At 42.0% G+C, this 18,166-nt stretch carries 12 protein-coding genes and 4 pseudogenes; 14 read left to right on the top strand and 2 right to left on the bottom strand.

Annotated features, from left to right (window positions below; genetic code table 11):
* A partial coding sequence (locus HSISS2_RS09180) for a helix-turn-helix domain-containing protein (RefSeq protein ID WP_042767132.1) occupies nucleotides 1-172 on the bottom strand: 172 nt, incomplete at its 3' end.
* Nucleotides 173-388: 216 nt separating this feature from the next.
* Here HSISS2_RS09180 and HSISS2_RS11130 point away from each other — a divergent pair.
* From HSISS2_RS11130 to addA, 14 genes and pseudogenes are all read left to right on the top strand, one after another.
* Nucleotides 389-595: pseudogene (locus tag HSISS2_RS11130) on the top strand (LytTR family DNA-binding domain-containing protein); the annotation flags it as partial.
* Nucleotides 587-1,294, top strand: a complete 708-nt coding sequence (locus tag HSISS2_RS09175; RefSeq protein WP_205617855.1) for a hypothetical protein — start codon at nucleotides 587-589, stop codon at nucleotides 1,292-1,294. The pseudogene HSISS2_RS11130 and the gene HSISS2_RS09175, both read left to right, overlap by 9 nt.
* A gap of 393 nt (nucleotides 1,295-1,687) precedes the next feature.
* A complete protein-coding gene (locus HSISS2_RS09170; RefSeq protein ID WP_134981541.1) occupies nucleotides 1,688-3,238 on the top strand; it encodes an Hsp70 family protein in 1,551 nt (516 codons plus the stop codon).
* Complete coding sequence (locus HSISS2_RS09165) at nucleotides 3,235-3,747, top strand: hypothetical protein (protein ID WP_021146456.1); 513 nt, start codon at nucleotides 3,235-3,237, stop codon at nucleotides 3,745-3,747. Before HSISS2_RS09170 ends, HSISS2_RS09165 begins: the two co-directional genes overlap by 4 nt.
* Nucleotides 3,748-3,756: 9 nt before the next feature.
* Nucleotides 3,757-4,541 (top strand): annotated as a pseudogene (locus HSISS2_RS09160) (ABC transporter ATP-binding protein).
* A gap of 8 nt (nucleotides 4,542-4,549) precedes the next feature.
* Nucleotides 4,550-5,365, top strand: a complete 816-nt coding sequence (locus HSISS2_RS09155) for an ABC transporter permease (protein ID WP_042767130.1) — start codon at nucleotides 4,550-4,552, stop codon at nucleotides 5,363-5,365.
* The gene (locus HSISS2_RS09150; protein WP_008535541.1) at nucleotides 5,366-5,626 is read left to right on the top strand and encodes a hypothetical protein; all 261 of its coding nucleotides are present in this window, start codon (nucleotides 5,366-5,368) and stop codon (nucleotides 5,624-5,626) included.
* Nucleotides 5,627-5,635: 9 nt separating this feature from the next.
* The gene (locus tag HSISS2_RS09145) at nucleotides 5,636-7,393 is read left to right on the top strand and encodes a DUF6287 domain-containing protein (protein WP_021146452.1); all 1,758 of its coding nucleotides are present in this window, start codon (nucleotides 5,636-5,638) and stop codon (nucleotides 7,391-7,393) included.
* 77 nt (nucleotides 7,394-7,470) lie between these two features.
* A complete protein-coding gene (locus HSISS2_RS09140) occupies nucleotides 7,471-7,671 on the top strand; it encodes a hypothetical protein (protein WP_042767129.1) in 201 nt (66 codons plus the stop codon).
* 221 nt (nucleotides 7,672-7,892) lie between these two features.
* Complete coding sequence (locus HSISS2_RS09135; protein WP_021146451.1) at nucleotides 7,893-9,203, top strand: Sensory transduction protein kinase; 1,311 nt, start codon at nucleotides 7,893-7,895, stop codon at nucleotides 9,201-9,203.
* A gap of 146 nt (nucleotides 9,204-9,349) precedes the next feature.
* The gene (locus HSISS2_RS12045) at nucleotides 9,350-9,973 is read left to right on the top strand and encodes a hypothetical protein (protein ID WP_240472028.1); all 624 of its coding nucleotides are present in this window, start codon (nucleotides 9,350-9,352) and stop codon (nucleotides 9,971-9,973) included.
* Entirely contained in the window at nucleotides 9,952-10,611 is a 660-nt protein-coding gene (locus tag HSISS2_RS12040; RefSeq protein WP_021146449.1) for a GHKL domain-containing protein, read from the top strand. The genes HSISS2_RS12045 and HSISS2_RS12040 overlap by 22 nt, the downstream gene beginning before the upstream one ends.
* A gap of 250 nt (nucleotides 10,612-10,861) precedes the next feature.
* Nucleotides 10,862-14,180 (top strand): annotated as a pseudogene (gene rexB / locus HSISS2_RS12245) (ATP-dependent nuclease subunit B).
* Nucleotides 14,170-17,823 carry a helicase-exonuclease AddAB subunit AddA gene (gene addA / locus HSISS2_RS09120; RefSeq protein WP_042767128.1) on the top strand — a complete coding sequence of 1,218 codons (3,654 nt, stop codon included), beginning with the start codon at nucleotides 14,170-14,172 and terminating at the stop codon, nucleotides 17,821-17,823. The pseudogene rexB and the gene addA overlap by 11 nt, the downstream one beginning before the upstream one ends.
* A gap of 46 nt (nucleotides 17,824-17,869) precedes the next feature.
* Here the strand turns inward: addA and HSISS2_RS09115 are convergent.
* Nucleotides 17,870-18,166, bottom strand: a pseudogene (locus HSISS2_RS09115) (transposase); the annotation flags it as partial.

Below are 18,166 nucleotides of genomic sequence, written 5' to 3'. Positions count from 1 at the left end.
GTTTTGTCGTCCCACGCTTGATTTCACGTAAAATGGTGGAGCGACTTCTTCCCAAACGTCTAGCAATCTCAGCTGGTTTCAACCCTTCTGATAGGAAGGCCTCGATTTTTCCTCGTTCTACCTCTGAGAGGTGGCAATAGGGTTGTTTTGTAGTACAATTTGTGGTGGACATGCTTATCTCTTTCCTTATACTTTGTTTCGCAACTTTAGTATATCAGATAAGCTTGTCTTTTTTGTTGCACCTCATTTTACAACGGGGCGAATTCTATCACTATACTTCCAGTCGCTTCATTAATCTATTTCATATGAAAAACAAAAACTCTATAATATTTGTAGTGAGTAAATCCCTATAGATATTATGGAACCTATTTTGTTGTAGAAAAAGAGCCAGCAAAAGTTGGCTCCTTTGACCTTTTATAAGAATCGTAGCGAATATTTTTTGGATTTGGGAACTCTTCTCTTTTTTGAAACAGATGGGGAGAGGATTTGTGGGCATACCAGGAACGAGGCCTATGAGGTCAAGCAGAAGCTCTATGAGTTGGAAGAGTTGCTTCCGATTGCCTTTTGTCGGATTTCCAAATCGGCCATTGTCAACGGAAATGAGAAAAAATTAATTGGGGTTTTCTTAATCCTTCCATCAGTCTTGGTAGTTTTGCAGGGCTATTTTGTAAAATGGGAAATTAGTATTTGGATGCTGGTCTGGGTGGTTTTGTTAGCTGTTCTTTCCCTTTCTAGTTTTTTGAAACCCCACTTTGGTTGGGGGTTCATCTATGGTGTTTTGGCTCTCTTTTCACTCAATGGACAGTTTCATTTTCTTCCAGTATCCAATTCTGTCGTTATCCTTTATTCTATTCTTGCAGTTATTGGCTTGAATATTCTCTTCAAATCTTCTGGTAAAGAGAAAATCCGTTTTGGTTTTCATGATGCCGGGTCAGATGCTCAAAATGGTGGTAATGATATTGATGTGACTTTTTCAACGGTGACCAAATATCTCAATAACCAACACTTTACTCATGGAAGTGTGGATGTAAGTTTGGGAGAAGCCTCGGTTTATTTTGATAATTGTCGTATTGAGGGACCATCTGCCCAGTTTGATGTGGACGTTTCTCTTGGAAGTCTGAGTCTCTATGTGCCCAGTAATTGGCGAGTTCATGTGAATGTGGGCAACTCGCTCTCGGCCGTTCAACACCAGGAAAATCCAAGCAACTTGACTAGCAAGAACTTCTACATCAAAGGGGATGTTTCCTTGGGTAATTTAGAAATTATTTATGTTGGTGAGAATACGATTGATTAAGTTAGGAGAGAAGTTACGACTAGTAAAACAAGTACGATCTATAAAACAAGACAATTAGTGAGATGATATCTCCTATAGTTATAATCTCATCCAGTCTCTCATATTGTTTGACACTCAAGGGAGTGGGACAAGGAACAATTTTTATTAAAGTTGTTCAGTCTCACTCCCTCTTTCTTATTTTATAGTATCTGTATTTGTGATAATATAGTATAGTGAAAAAATATACTGGAATGACTATACTATATTGGAGTTTTATGTGACGAAAATGACATTAAAAAATCTATGCGAATACATGCTAAGACTGAAAGTCAGATAAACTCAAGATGAGACTAGAAGGGAAATTGTTATGAGAAAAAAGCAATTGGTATTGATTTGGGAACAACCAACTCGGTCATGGCTGTTGTTCGTGAAGATGTGCCAGAGATTATTCCGATGGGAACGAATGATGATCAGGTCTTGCGTTCAGCGGTCTATTTCTCAAATATTGGTGGTAAAAACCATGTAGCTTTTGGTAAGGAAGCTATCGAGCGTGGAACAGAAATCGGAAGTACAGAAAACTTTAAATTTGATTTCAAGCGTGATATTGGTCGTCCGATTGCCAGTGATACACCGGATCATACACGTGTTAATTCTATTATTCTTTCAGCCTTGGTTTTGAATGAATTCCGTAAACGTGCTTATGTGGTTGGTCAAGAAATAGGTCAAGCAGACGGCATCAAGGATGCTGTCATCACAGTTCCTGCCTACTTTACGTCAGACCAACGTGCGGCCACTAAGAATGCTGGTCGTATTGCAGGATTTAACGTCTTGCGTATTATCAATGAGCCTACGGCTGCGGCTATTGCCTATGCTCACACTAAAAATGCTCAAGGAAATGTCTTGGTCTTCGACCTTGGTGGGGGAACTTTTGACGTTACCATCATGCGCGTGGCTGATCATGCTTATGATATTTTGGCAACTGACGGGAATTCACGTCTTGGTGGGATTGACTTTGACAAACGTCTTGTTGGCTACATCATGCAGGAGTTGGAAAAACAAGGGGTCAATATGACCAACCTTTCTGAGAAGGAAAAAATCCAACTTCAGTATAAGGCTGAGCAAATTAAGACTAGCCTATCTGTTAATGACCAAGCTCTCTATGAGCACTATGTCAATGGTCAAGGTTATGGTGTCTTGATTACCCAGGCGATTTTCAATGAACTTACCTTGGACCTCCTCAAAGATACTGAAATTAAGGTACAGTCTACCCTTCAAGCGTCCGGCTTGAAGTGGGAAGAGATTGACCATATTCTCCTTGTGGGTGGGTCAACACGGATGCCAATGATTCGTCAAATGATCCGCTTAATGAGTGGTTTGGAACCTAAGTTTGACCTTAATCCAGATACTATCGTGGCACAGGGAGCATCTATTCTAGCCGATCTTATTGTCAACAATGAGGTTAGTTTCTCTGAGCATCAGGACGGTAAGACAACTGAGACAGATAGGGTTGTTGTCAAGGATGTGACCTCTCAGGGAATCGGTCTGCTCTTCAAGAAAAACCCTAACAGGAACTATAGTTTTGTGGGTGACTACTACAATAGTGTCGTGGTTCCTCGTAACTCGGTCTTGCCTTTGGCCGTTACTAAGGACCTCTTTGCGGTCGTAGACGGACAGAATAAGTTCAAGCTACGTATCACAGAAGGTAATTATGAAAATCCTTTTGCTGTTAAGATTTTAGGAGAAGTGAAAGGACAGGTTGCCCAGCCACGTCAGAAAGGTGAGCTCTTGGCTCAAGTTACTTATGCCTTTGACTCAGAACAAATTGTTACAGTGACAGTGTCTGATCCGAGAAGCAAGACTGTTGTGGCACGCTTCTCGGTCAACGCACAAGTCAGTCAAACCCAAGAAGTGGTTAAGGAAGACTTGTCAGAACTTCAAGCTATTTTTGCTAAATTCATCTCATGATAGACTATTACAAAGCAATTGATACAGAGACGGGACAAGAATTGTCCTATTTGAGAGCGGTCAGCAATCGTATTTCTCCAGAAATGTCGGCCCAAGACTGTTTCGTGGCCCTATCCTTTCTACGTGAGGAACTAGAGGAGCTTTGGACCAATGGAACCCTGGACCAAGAAGGAGAACGTCTGCGCAACGAACTTTACACGATTCGCCAGCTCTTTTTCTCAGATTATGAAAAATTTCAATACGATCGAAAACTCAAACAAGCTAGAAGAAAGGTTTTAGAAGTTGAGCAAAAGCCGATTCCTAATAGGGTAGAGGTGTCTGCTAAAAAGGAAATCCCTTTTGCACCTGTTAGGGTGACTCAGGCTAAAGAGTCATCTTTAAACAATTACCTATTTGCGGCCCTATCTTTTGTTATTCTATTAAGCTTGATTCTCTTCTTCAACATCAATGTTATCGTTCTTATCATCGGAGCCGTCCTTATTGTGGCCCTGATGTTACTTATGTCTTAGGAGATTTTAATGGAAACCAATCAATTAACATTTGAACATATTTGTTTTAAATATAAGGGAAATGATAACCAACTCTTTACAGATTTGGATGTTACGATGGAGACTGGTCAAGTTGTCGGCATCCTTGGGGCTTCTGGTTCTGGGAAGACAACATTAACGGAGATTCTCCTTGGTCAGCTCAAACCGACTTGTCAACAATTTCGTATCTTGGAAAATGGAAAACCTGTGACAGCAGGCTCACGTTCCTGGTCTTATGTGCCCCAACAGAATCTGCTTCGGGAGTATCTTAAGGTGTCCGAGACTTTTGATTTTTATGCGGCCCACCATCTTAAAGGAAGCAGTAAATCGACTAAAAGGCAACGCATCGCTGGCATCATGGATGATTTGGGCCTAACGGAATTTGCCAACAAAAAATTTCCGAGCTTTCTGGTGGGCAAAAACGCCGTGTATCCATTGGTATCGAGCTTCTTAGCCCTAGTCCTTACTTTATTCTGGATGAGCCGTCTTCCGGCTTGGATGCCCTTAGTGACCGTAATCTCTTACGGACCTTGAAAATCTTGGCTAAGTCGGCCCACAAGTCTATTGTGGTTATTACCCACAATACGGAAAATTTGGCTATTTTTGACAAAATTATTTTCTTGTCTAAGGGACGTCCGACTTTTGCAGGGACTTATGAAGAGTTGCTTTTGGAATATAAGACCAGCGATCCTTACATGATTCGTAAATACATGGACATGAATATCGCAGATGTCTATCAAGAGCTCAATGCTTCAACACGCATTTACAAAATTTAGGGAGACTTATGAACGCAGCATTACGATTAAGTTGGTATAAATTTAAACACCACTACATGGATTTTGTTAAGGTTCTTCTAGGCATCATTGCTTTTGAAGGGCTAATCCTCTACATTCAAGATAAGGGATTCTTGAAAGATTTCGAAACAACTCGAATGACGCTCTTTCTCTTACTTTTTTCAACCAGTCTTTTGATTGTGGTTCAAAACAGTATTTATATTTCCAAGGAGCGATCGGTTCTCAACCGTGACTTTTTCTCAGGCCTGAGTCGTTCGGCCTTTGCCATAGCCAGCATGGGGATTCACGCCTTCTTTGCTGTTTTGGAAACCATTGTCTTTATCCTTTCTTACTCTATTTTTAGTAAGTACTTTGACAAGGAGTTTCCAGATGCTGGTCATATCTTTTCTTCCTATCGTTGGGAAGTTGGCATTACAGTGCTCCTGGTTTTCTTGGCCTCGCACTTTATTGCCCTCTTCATCTCAGCCTTAGTTGGAAAATCTGAAATTACCTCTGTTATCCTAGCAGTTGTTGTGGGTATCATGCAATTTTCATTGTCAGGGACTATCCTATCATTGCCCAAAGCCATTGATTGGGTGCAAAAATTTATTTATCTGGGTTATGGCCACAAGCTGTTTGGGATTTCTAGTGATTTGTCAGACCTACCATCTAGCTTGGCTAAGTACGGTGTCCCTGTATCCAAGAGTCAGCTAGAGGCCTTTCAAGGGTCTACAGGTGATTTCCGGGGTCAATGGTGGGCCTTGGTGCTTCATTGTCTGGTTTATGCCCTACTCTTTTTCGTCACACTTCAGAAGAAGGAGAAATAAATGCAACAATATGATGAATGGCTGATTGATTTCCAAGTGCAGCATGGTCGCAAGCCAAGTGATAAGGAAGTGGCAGAAGCTGCTAAGTCTGGCTTTGCCCTCTCTAGTGGTTTGAGCAGACAGAAACAGTCCAAATTCAGACAAGTCTTGTCTAAGCTTGGTTTGGGGGATCTCAAGTTTAGTTGGTTTTTAGTTTTAGAAATTTTGCTTTTGATTTGTATTGCTCTTTTTGGCTATGTTGTCGGCTATCTGTTTATCTAGGAGGACCTCATGAAACAATTTAAACATAAAAAGTTTATCGGTTTGGCCTTACTTGTCTTTTTGGTCTTCATGGTACTTGGAAAATACACTCAGAGCACGGCTTTTACGTCCTCTTCTAGGGTTTATGCCACAACCGTGGTTGACAAGAAGACAGGAAATAAGGTACGTTTTGAAGTTCGCAAGGTCAAGGGAGACAAATACGAAGTCAAAAATACGGAGACTGGGGATACCTACCAGGCTAATGCCCAAGCTGGCGAAGACCGTTCTTTGAGCTTTAAGTTGGCCGGAAATGACGGAAACTCAGACGGCACTATCCGTATCACACCAAGTATGGTGCCTGGGGGTGATGCTAAGGTTGAAATGACCGATTCAGATACCTATACTCAGGTTGAAGGAGGTTCTGAAGTTATTCAGTCTAGCGAGGCTTCATCAACTTCTTCAAGTAGTGAGGTTAAGAGTATCATTAAGGATATTTTGGAATCAAGCAGTTCCTCTTCAGGTAGTGATGCCAGCTCAAGTACGTCTTCGAACGATACCAGCAAGCCAGATGCAGATATCAAGACCAAGACTGATGTCAATGGTGATAAGGAAACCACTTATGTTGCGGACTATTCGACTGAGGACATCAAGTCCATCACGGAAGCTTTTGGGAAATGGCTTTATCAGTCTGACTATGCTAAAGATGCCGTCTTGGTTCAAAGCAGTTTTGATAGCATCACCAAGGTCAACGATGGTAGCCCGACCTTCCTTTCGTTTAAGGCACCTAAAGAAGAAGGCAGTAACCAAAACATCATTATTTTAGCCAACCTCATTAATGCGGATGGTTATGAAAATATCTCAGGTGTTCCTAGTGGTATCGTCAATGGTAAAGAAGCTTCAAACTATGATTTCAAGGACTATAAAAATAGGGTTGATTCCTTTGCCCTTGGAATTAATGAAAATAGTGGTAAGACTGCAGATTATAGCCCAACGTCATCCTTCCGTCTCTATACCTTGAAGGATAAAAAACATGCCATGTATGAGGACAATGATGCGGAACAAAAAGCCCTCTTCAAGGACTTTTCAGCTGATGACAAGACGGGTGGCAATTATAACGGCTACAACAAGCTCTATAAGGATTTGGTTGATCAAGACAAGGACTCTTACCAAATTGTTCTAGGTTCTAATGGTACCGTTTATTATGTGACTAATTACTGGATTGGCAATTACGATAAGAAGGCTGTTCAGACCTATAAGGTAGCACCAGATGATATGCAAGAGGCCTACCAAGAGTTGCTCAAGCATTATTCTAGCGCTGGTAAGTCTGAAAGCTCAGAGTCATCAAGTTCTTCACAAAGTTCAACAACATCATCAACATCAACTTCGTCAAGCTCCTCAGAAGCTAAGACAGAATCAAAGACAGACGCTAAGACTGAGCAAACTGGTATGGATGTTACTGCTATTAAGGACAATAACTTCCAAAGCCTTGAAGGTACTTGGAAGAATGGAAATGGTAACACTTTGACGTTTTCTAAGAATCAAGTAACGTCACCGACAGATTATGAAGTTCAAAATGCTAATTCTAGTCTTGAAAATGGGTACCTGAGAGCGAGTCTAAGAACAGGAATGTATGGTGCAATCATCTTTTTCATCCCGAAAGGTACGACCTTGCCAAATGTGTCAGGAAATTACCCTGATGCTTCAGATAATACTAAAGATCGTATCCTAGTGACTCAATCAGGAGGGACACAATCAGATGCCAAACAATTCTACTATAAGGCTGACTAGGTCTATTAAAGCTACAAGCTTGAGATAAGATTGAAAACGTAGACTGACTGTCTATTAATTACAATTGGCGATGACACATGATTGAAAATAGTTTATGCCAGCAAAGCAAGCATTTTAAGAAACTTTCTGCTGTGAGTAAAGTGGCTGAAATTAGATTTTTTCAGCCACTCGGAATTATTGAGATCTTAGGCTCAAAAATTAGTCTTGGAACTTCTAAGAAGGTCGCAGACGTCCGTACTCATTTAAAAAAGTTTCTAAAGGAATATGTCAGGGATTAACAAGTTGGGATAAAATTATCTCAACTTTTTATGTTACATTTGTAACTTTAATTTAATAAGCCAGCTCTTTTTACATGAATAATTGGATTATTAGATGTTTCATAGACTTTCTTTAAAAATTAATTATTGTGAAAACTTCTAAAAAGCTATATAATGAGTAGTGTTGTATAGATGCTTTCTGAGAAAGTTTCTTAATTCATGTTAAGGGAGGGGGAAAAAGAATGACTTTTATTGTCGAATGGCTGCTTGCTGTCTTAAAAGACTTACAATGGTTGATAGTTATTGATACACTCTTGATCTTCTTGGTGAATTACCTGATGTTCAATGCGGCCGGTCGAGTTAAGGTCTCTTGGCGGCTACTTTTGGTGGGTGGCCTTATTTCAGTTATTCTGACACCAATTCTTCCTATAGGATTCAAATTTTTGCTTAATCCTCTCATTCTATTTTGTTTTAGTTATTACAAACGTCCTGATTTGCCGTGGATTGAGCCAGTATTTAACAGCTTCTATGCCTGGGGAACGACTAACATCATCATGCGGGGACTCTCGTTTTTTATCCTCCCTCTGCTTTTAGGGGATGATTTGGTCAGTCGTATTCCAGAGCCTCTAACGACTTTCATGTGTGTGGTAGCTACCTACCCACTATATCTTTTGATTCACCGTTTTATTGGTTATGACTATTTGCAAGTTGAAGACAAGGAACGCTTACGTTTGCACTTTACTCCGATTGTTATCGGGGTTAGCTTTGCTTTTCTGTCATATGGCCTTTTAAATGATTTTTTGCCTTATTTCGCTACTATCTGGCCTGTGGAAGTGGTTAACAATTATGCTAAGCTGGTTGTTTTATTAGCTACAGGGGCCTTCTTCCTAGTCGTGTCTTATGCCAACCAATGGGTTAAGGATGAACTTTTTATAGAGTTGAAGGAAGAACAGGAACGTCATTTCCAAAGTTTGCAGGAGTCTAGTAGGCATATCCTTCACCTTTATCAGGAACTTTACCGTGATGGTGTTCCAAAGGTAGCTGTGCCTAAGAAGGTTAAGACTGTTCTGGCAACTAGTCAAGAAGGGGATTCTCAGAGTCTATCTGAGGAGGAAGTTCCTTTCAAAAAAGTTATACCAGATATTTCCAATATCCATTCTCAACTGCTACGGTCTGTGATTGAGAGTAAGTATATGGAGTTTCACGCTGTGGGACTTGAGTTTATCCTAGAAATTCCGGATCCTATCTCACCAGTTCATATTGATGTGGTGGATTTATCAGGGGTTTTATCAACTTTCTTGGACAATGCCTTGCTAAAAGCGCATGGTCAAGAAGAGTGCTTAGTTCGCCTGTCGTATTTTCAAAGAGGTGAGGAGCAGGTTCTCTCTGTAGAGGTGACTCTTGGTCAAGGTGAAGCAAGGAGAGCTTATAAGGAAGGTGAAGAAGGCTTGTCAATGAATGAACAACTTGAGGATATTATGGAACGTTATCCTCAATCTAAGTTTAGTTTTAAGGATGACAAGTTGATTTATAGACAGCAATTTGAATACTAAACGAGTCATTGGAAATTTTTTTGGGGAAGAGATTAAATGTTTGAATCGTTTTTAGGAATTAATTTTTAAATCTTTATGATACAGATGCCTTTTTGGCTGTCCAGATTATTCTGACGCTGACAATTAACTGTATCATTTTCAGGCGGATGACGGATATTCGTATCTCCTGGACGGTATTTTTGACTTTGGCCCTGCTTGATGTGGCTATTCAATACAATATTGCGAATCTGACGACTGTTGTGGATGTCTTTCTTCTGATGATTTTGGCAGTTCTTGCCAAGGGGAAGACCTGGTCGTTAACGCAGTATGCCTTTCATACCTTGTTTCCGGTGGTGACATCGGATTTACTCTTTCGTTTATTGGGACTTTTCTTTTTCCCGCTTCTCTTGAATATTCCTATAGCTGAGGTGGGGAGTAATGCTTTCTTTTATCTCTTGACCTATAGTATGATTCTGCCACTCTATTTCATTTTTAACCGTTTTTTGGGCTTGGATTTGAAACGTTGGAAGGTCTATAGCGATGATTCTCTCCACAATATTCAGATTTCTCGACGTGTTGCCTTGGCAATGGCGATTTATTTGTTGGGCATCTATCTTTGCATGAATTTGGATGTTTGGTTTCCGTTCTATTCTCCAGAGTTGGAATTGCGGCTGCGTATGTTCTGGGTTCTCTTGTCAGCAATAGCCTTTATTTTCTTATTGCCCACCTCAATCAATTGTCTAGGCAATATCTGGAAGAGAGCTTGGCTATGGAGGAAAAAAGGCATTTGAATAGTTTGACCAAGGCTAATCAGAAAATCGATGTTCTCTATAATGAGTTGTTACAATACAGGCAGTCTTATCAGACGGTTGTGGAACAATTTTCGGAAGAAGTACGTGATCAGGAAGAGGCTCTTGCTGAACAGGTTTATCAAAATGTTTTAAGAGAGAGTGCCAAGGAGTTTGAACGTTTCCGTGTCGTTGAGAATCCTAAGCTGGAAAATATTCATTCTCTACCTCTGCGTAGCCTTCTTTCGGCTCGTATGATGGAGGCTAAACGTAATAATATTCCAGTGACCTGTGACATTCCTGAGGAAATCAAGGGATTTGCTATGAATGTGGTTGATTTAACCTTGCTAGTGTCTATTTTCTTTAGTAATGCGATTGACGAGAGCAAGCAAGTACCAACCGCTCAAATCAGTTTTAGTTTTCACCAACACGATAAGGATGGAAGCTACCACTTCGTCATGGAAAATCGAACGCAGGAAGAAAGAGTTGACCTTGACGCTATTATGCAGGAGGAAAATCAGAAGAAGACCTCTGGACTTAACCTCCACTCGGCCAAGGATATTCTTAAGAAATATGGGGATGCCAACTTGGTAACAAGTAGTGGTGATTACCTCTTTAAACAGGAATTAATTTTTAAATAAAGATTTTGAGTCAAATCAAAGGATTTGGCTCTTTTTTTGGCTATAGGATCATAAAGGAGGGCTCTTTGCTGTCGTGCTTGTGCTTATGTCTGAAGCTTAGGACATTGGAGGAGAAAGGTGACAAGGGAGGGTTCTGATTGTTGCTTGATTCTGTGTTATAATAGCAAGGATTAATGGTTGTTAGTGCTAAGTAAATGATAATTTTTGCTTAGCCCCAACGACTGGCAGATAGATAAGAAAGGGACGTCTTATGAAATTACTTTATACGGATATGTCTCAGGATTTAACAGAAATTCTGACGGAGCAGGCGACCAGCCATGCTCAAAAGGGAAAGAGAGTCTTTTATATTGCTCCTAATGCCCTGTCATTTGAGAAGGAGCGTAAGGTCTTGGAGTACCTGCCTCAATCAGCATCCTTTGAGATTACGGTGACTCGTTTTACACAGATGGCTAGGTATTTTATTCTCAATACGAGTAATCCTAAAACCCAGTTGGATGATACCGGTCTGGCCATGATTTTTTATAAGGTGCTGTCGCACATGGGTGATGATGAGCTCAAGGTTTATGGTCGTTTGCGTAAGGATAGTAATTTTATTAACCAATTGGTGGATCTTTACAAAGAGTTGCAACAGGCCAATATGACGATTCTGGATTTGCAGTATTTGGACCAAGCAGAGAAGCAGGAGGATTTGGTAAAGATTTTCAGTGCGGCTCAAGACCTTTTGTTGGCAGGAGATTTTGACAATCAATCCAAGCTTAGCTCCTTCTTTGAGGAAATTAACTCGGGACATTTAGATAAGGCATTGAGCCATATGGTTTTGGTCATTGATGGCTTTACCCGTTTCTCAGCTGAGGAGGAAGCTCTGATTGCCCTCTTGAATGAGAAGTGTCATCAGATTGTTATTGGGACTTATGCCAGTCAAAAAGCCTATAAGGCTAACTTTGTCTATGGCAATGTTTATCAGGCCTCAGTGGATTTTTTGAGGACTTTAGCTCAGACCTATAAGGTGACACCAGATTATGTAACGACGGACAAGGAGGGCAATCCTTCTTTTGCACGTATCAGTCACCTTTTGGAGAGTCGTCATGATTTTAGTACCATAGATGAACAGCTGACTGATCAGGACAAAGAAGCTCTGCAAGTTTGGGAAGTGGTCAATCAAAGGGAAGAAGTGGCTCAGGTTGCCAAGAGTATTCGTCAGTTACTAGCGGATGGCAAACGTTACAAGGATATCTTAGTCTTGCTTGGTGATGAGGAGAGTTACAAGCTTCAAGTGGGTCAGATTTTCCGAAAATTTGACATTCCCTATTATTTTGGTAAGGAAGAAACCATGTCCAGCCATCCTTTGGTGCAGTTTGTGGATTCGCTAGAGCGTATCAAGCGCTATAATTATCGTGCTGAGGATTTGCTTAACCTTGTAAAATCTGGTCTTTATGGTGGATTTACTCAGGAGGACTTGGACCTTTTTGAATATTATGTCAATTTTGCAGATATCAAGGGGCGTCACAAGTTCTTGTCTGATTTTACGGCCAATAGTCGTGATAAGTATGATTTGGATCGTATCAATGCCTTGAGGTCACAACTGGTAGAGCCCTTGGACAAGTTGCTTAATAGTCGCAAACAAAAGGGTTCTAGTTTGCTTAAGAAACTTGTGGTCTTTTTAGAGACTGTGCAAGTGCCAAGTCAGATGGCTGCTTTGACTGCTAAGGCCAGTGAGGCTGAAAAGAACAGAATGAACAGGTCTGGAAGGCTTTCACCCAACTCTTAGAGCAGGTTGAGACTATTTTTGGAGACGAATCGCTGTCAGTGGACGACTTTTTGTCTATTTTGTGTTCGGGAATGTTGGCCTGTGATTACCGTACGGTTCCAGCCACTGTTGATGTGGTCAATGTGAAGAAATACGATTTGATTCAACCACATTCAGCTCCTTATGTTTTTGCCTTAGGCATGACTCAGTCACATTTTCCTAAGGTCGGGCAAAATAAGAGTCTCTTGTCTGATGAGGAACGCAGTCGTATCAATGAGGCAACGGATGAGCACAGGAGTTTGGATATTGTCACGCAGAGCAACAGTCAGCGAGGGCATTTCGTGGCCATGTCGCTTTTCAATGCCGCTAGTGAACAATTGGTGCTCAGTCAGCCACAAATTCTCAATGAGAGTCAGGACGACATGTCGGTTTATTTGAAGGAGCTTCTTGAGCTTGGTCTTCCTTTGGTTGAAAAGGGACGCAATCGTTTCGAAGCTAAGGGTGACCAGATTGGGAACTATAAGGACCTACTATCGACTGTTATTGCCCTTAACAGTAGTCATTTAGATACTGATTTGGACAAGGAAACCCAGACTTTCTGGTCAGTTGCCGTGCGTTATCTCCGTAAGCGACTTGATAAGGAACAGGTTTTGATTCCAAAGGTAATTGACGATGTGACGACAACCAAGGTCGATGATCAGGTCATGCAGCTGGTCTTTCCGGGAGAAGAACCACTGAAATTGTCAGCTTCGGCTCTGACGACCTTCTATAACAACCAGTATCTTTATTTCTTGCGCTATGTTTTGGAACTTGAAGAGTTGGAATCTATCCATCCGGACGCTCGACACCACGGGACTTATTTACACCGTGTCTTTGAGCGTGTGATGGGTGATTCTTCGTCAGAAAACTTCGACGAGAAACTGGAAAAGGCTATTAGTCAGACCAATCAGGAGCAACCCTTTGAGATTCTCTATAACGAAGACCAAGAGAGCCGCTTGTCTCGTCAGATTTTGGAGGATATCGCCCGTTCAACTGCCAGTGTTTTGCGTGACAATGCAGCGGTTAAGGTTGAGCGTGAGGAAGCCAAGTTTGACCTGCTTTTAGCAAATAGCATCAAGATTACAGGGATTATTGACCGTGTGGACCGTTTAACGGATGGGGCTCTGGGTGTCGTTGACTACAAATCAGGTAAAAATGTCTTTGACATTCAGAAATTCTACAATGGCCTTAGTCCGCAATTGGTGACCTATCTGGAGGCCCTTCGGCAAACCTATAAGGTCGATTCTGACCAGCTTTTTGGGGCCATGTATCTTCACATGCAGGATCCACAGCTTAATCTGGCCCAGTTTGGTCTGGATAAGCTAGCAGCTCAGGCTAATAAGGAATTGACCTATAAGGGGCTCTTTGTAGCTTCAGAAACAGAGCATCTGGCTGGTGGAAACTATGATTTGCAAAAGACTGTCACCTATGACAAGGAGGACCTAGAAACCTTGTTAGACTACAATATTAAACTCTTTACAGATGCTGCTGAGATTATTCGAAGTGGGAATTTTTCAGTCAATCCTTATACTGAGGATGGCAAGTCTGTTCAAGGGGATCAAATCAAGGCTATTACTCATTTCGAGGCCGACCGTCACATGGGACAGGCTAGGAAGCTCTTACGTTTACCAAAAAAGGGTAAGAAGGAAGCCTATTTGGAGTTGATGGCAAAAGCTGAGGACAAGAATCAGATGCAAGTTGCTGAAAATATCATCCCCTTTCCAGTCACTGATCAAGCTGTAAAAGCAGACAAAAAGACCAGGAGGACAACCATGTTGACTAAAGCTTTTTTAAGTCCAGCAGAGATTAAGGAGCGTATTGCTCAAGAAGTCGCTTCTGACAAGGAACGTAAGTTAACACCTGAGCAGATTGAGGCTATTTACAGTAATGGTACTAATATTTTGGTATCAGCTTCGGCCGGATCAGGAAAAACCTTTGTCATGGTTGAGCGTATCCTTGATATGATTGGACGTGGTGTTGGTATTGATCAGCTCTTTATCTCAACCTTTACGGTAAAGGCTGCAGGTGAGTTGAAAGAGCGTCTGGAAAAGCGTTTGACAGAGCAGCTGGGACAGGTAGAGACAGATGAAGAACGTGCCTTTCTTTCAGACCAGATTGCCAAGATTGGGACGGCTGATATTGGAACCATGGATGCCTTCACCCAGAAGTTGGTCAATCAGTTTGGCTATCTCCTCGGTGTGTCACCTATTTTCCGCATCATGACGGACCCTGCCGAGCAGACACTGATGAAAAATGAAGTTTATGCCGATCTCTTCAACGATTACATGCAGGGAAAGGATGCCCAGCTTTTCCAAAAATTAGTCCGTAACTTTGCTGGAAGTGGCAAGACCAGTAAGGCCTTTCGTGAGCTAGTTTACGATGTCTATAGCTTTTCTCAGGCTACTGCAGGTCCTGAAAAATGGCTACGTCATAATCTCTTGAAAGGACAAGTAGAAGCTAACCCAGAACAAGCTAAAGCCGATCTTTTAGAGGGTCTCAAAGATGGCTTGATTGCTGATTTTCTAGCTTTTTTGAGTGACCATCTAGGCCTAGCTCAGCGTGAATTTGCCAAGGCCAAGTATCTGAATAATGTATCAGATGCCATTAGCCTTCTGGAGGGAGCCTTGGCCAATGACCAAACCGATATGGAGGACTTGCTCAAACAACTCTTGACTCTGTCAGGAGGGACTGGCTTGACAAATATGACCCGTCCTAAAGACGAGGAACTCAAGGCCTACAAGGAAGCTTACAACAAGACCAAAAATGAGTTTGTGGCCCAGTTGCGTGAGATTGATACCCAACTAACGGTCCTCGAGGTTTTGACCAAGCATAATGATGACATCCTGCCTCTGTTAGAGCTGCTTCAGGCCTTTGTACTTGATTTTTCAGACCAGTATTTACAGGCCAAGATTCAGGAAAATGCCTTTGAATTCTCAGATATTGCCCACTTCGCCATCCGTATTTTGGAGGAAAATCCTGAGGTGGCAGCTAGCTACCGTGACCGTTACCATGAAGTGATGGTAGATGAGTATCAGGACAATAGCCATACCCAAGAACGCATGTTGGAGCTCCTCTCTAATGGCCACAACCGATTCATGGTGGGAGATATCAAGCAATCCATCTATCGTTTCCGTCAGGCAGACCCTCAGATTTTTAATGGCAAGTTCCAGCTTTTCCTTGAAAATCCAGATGCAGGTAAGCTGATTCTCCTTAAAGAGAATTTTCGTAGTCAATCTGAAGTTCTTGATGCGACTAATGGTGTTTTCAGCCACCTCATGGACCAGGAAATCGGGGATATCCTCTATGACAAGACTCACATGCTGGTAGCGGGTAGCCAGAAGCAAAAAGAACCCCATCCTGAAAATGAGACAGAGGTTCTGATTTACAATAGTGATGAAGCGAGTGTGACTCCTGACGAAGAAGGTGCTGATCAACCTATTAGTAGCGGCGAGATTTCCTTGGTTATCAAAGAAATCATCAAACTTCACGAGCAGGGTGTACGTTTTGAGGATATTACCCTCCTAGCACCAACTCGCAACACCTATCTGGACTTGATGGCAAGCTTTGAGGAGCACGGAATTCCCTTGGTTCCTGATGAGTACAAGTCAAGCTACCTAGAGTCACTAGAAGTTATGATTATGTTGGACACCCTTCGTGCCATCAATAATCCTCTCAATGACTACGCCTTGGTTGCCCTCCTTCGTTCACCTATGTTTAACTTCAACGAGGACGACCTGGCTCGGATTGCTGTTCAGGCTGACAAAGGACAATTCTATGACAAGCTTCTTGCATCTCATACTAAATCAGGACTTCATCCAGAAGTTGTCACCCAAGGACTTGAGGCAAAGTTGACTCTCTTCATTGAAACTCTGGCAGATTGGCGTGCTTACAGTAAGTGGCACTCGCTCTATGACCTCATCTGGAAGATTTACGACGATCGTTTCTATTATGATTATGTTGGCAGTCTTCCACGAGCTGAGCAACGTCAGGCCAATCTCTACGCCCTTGCCTTGCGTGCCAATGCCTATGAAAAGACTGGCTTTAAGGGACTTTCCCGTTTTATTGGCATGATTGATAAGATCATTTCTAGCGGTAACGACCTAGAGGAAGTGACAGACTTGGTTCCCAAAAATGCCGTTAGCCTTATGACTATTCACAAGTCCAAGGGACTAGAGTTCAAGTATGTCTTTGTCTTGCAGATGAATCGCAAGTTTATTGGTCACAGCAAGGATGGCCTAAGTGGTAAGTATATTATCAACCGTGAAAAAGGACTTGGCATTAAGTATCTAGCTGACCTCAAAGACCAGGTAAACACTAATTTGCCTAAGTTAAATGTTGTTCTCGAGACCTTAACCTTCCAAGAAAATCGTAGGGAAGAGCGTCGAGCAAGTATCTCAGAAGAGATGCGTCTGCTCTATGTTGCAATGACCCGTGCAGAGAAAAAACTCTACCTAGTTGGTAAGGGCAGTAAGGAGAAATTGACCCAGCAATTTGGCACGGATGTTGAAAATAATCGCCTACCAGTAGCTCTACGTGACCAAATCGCTACTTATCAGGATTGGGTTATGGCTTTGGATACTGCCTTTATGAGAAAGGATCTCAAGTTTACTGTTCGCTTTGTTGAGGCTGAGGAGTTGACTCCAGAGGCTATTGGTCAGGTTGAAGTTCAAGCGGCAGTAGATGCTGATGATCTATCTAACAATCGCCAGACGGAAGACATTAAGCGTGCCCTAACGGTCTTAGAAAGTGTTGAAAAACTCAACCAACTTTATGCACCAGCGATTGACCTGCCATCTGTGCGTACGCCCAGCCAGCTCAAAGCCTTCTACGAACCTGTCATGGATACCGAAGGGGTGGATATTATGGACAAGAAAGAGGAGGTGCAACCTCTTGAGACATCCACTAGCTTTGAGCTTCCAGATTTTGGGCAAAAAACGAAGGTCACTGGAGCTGCAGTTGGTTCAGCCACCCATGAACTCATGCAACGCTTGAGTCTTTCTGACAAGGTGACCCTCCAAGATTTGACACAGGCCTTGAGTCGAGTATCGGCAGATGATCAAGTCAAGGCGCGTGTGCAGTTAGAAAAGCTACTAGGCTTTTTTGACACCGAACTTGGAAAGCTCATTCTAGCTAACCGTGATAAGTTGCGTCGCGAAGCGCCATTTGCCATGTTGGCAGAAGATCCCGCTAGTAAAGAAGACTTTGTCGTCCGTGGTATTATCGATGGCTACCTTCTTCTTGAAGACCGTATTGTCCTCTTTGACTATAAGACAGACCGCTTCACTCAACCTGGTGAGCTTAAGGAACGCTACAAGGGGCAAATGAGCCTCTATGCTAAAGCCCTCAGTCAAGCCTATCAAATGGAAAAGATTGACAAATATCTTATTCTCCTAGGTGGAAAAAACTTGGAAGTCGTAGAAGTATAAGCTATAGGCTCCTTGTCAACTGTAGTGGGTGACGAAAAGCTAACATCTAGAGAGGACCTGATAGGTCTTCTCTTTTTTTATGTTCAGAGTGATGAAGACACGTTTCTTAAAGTTGATGAAGTTTCTAAAACCGAAGCCCAACCGTTTGATGTCTTTAATCAACTTGTTAGTAGCTTCCATTTTTGCGTTTGAATAGTCTGTTTCTAGTGCGTTTTGGATGTATTGCTTATGTCTAAGAAAAGTCCTAAAGACAGTTTGAAAGTAGTGATTGATCTTGCTCCTATTTTCCTCTATCAGCCCAAAGAACTCATCTACTCTCTTCTCCTGAAAGTGAAAAAGCAAG

Source organism: Streptococcus sp. HSISS2, assembly GCF_000448665.1.
Lineage (GTDB): Bacteria > Bacillota > Bacilli > Lactobacillales > Streptococcaceae > Streptococcus > Streptococcus raffinosi.
Note: the sequence above shows the minus strand (reverse complement) of the source record. Positions and strands in the feature narration are given on the sequence as shown.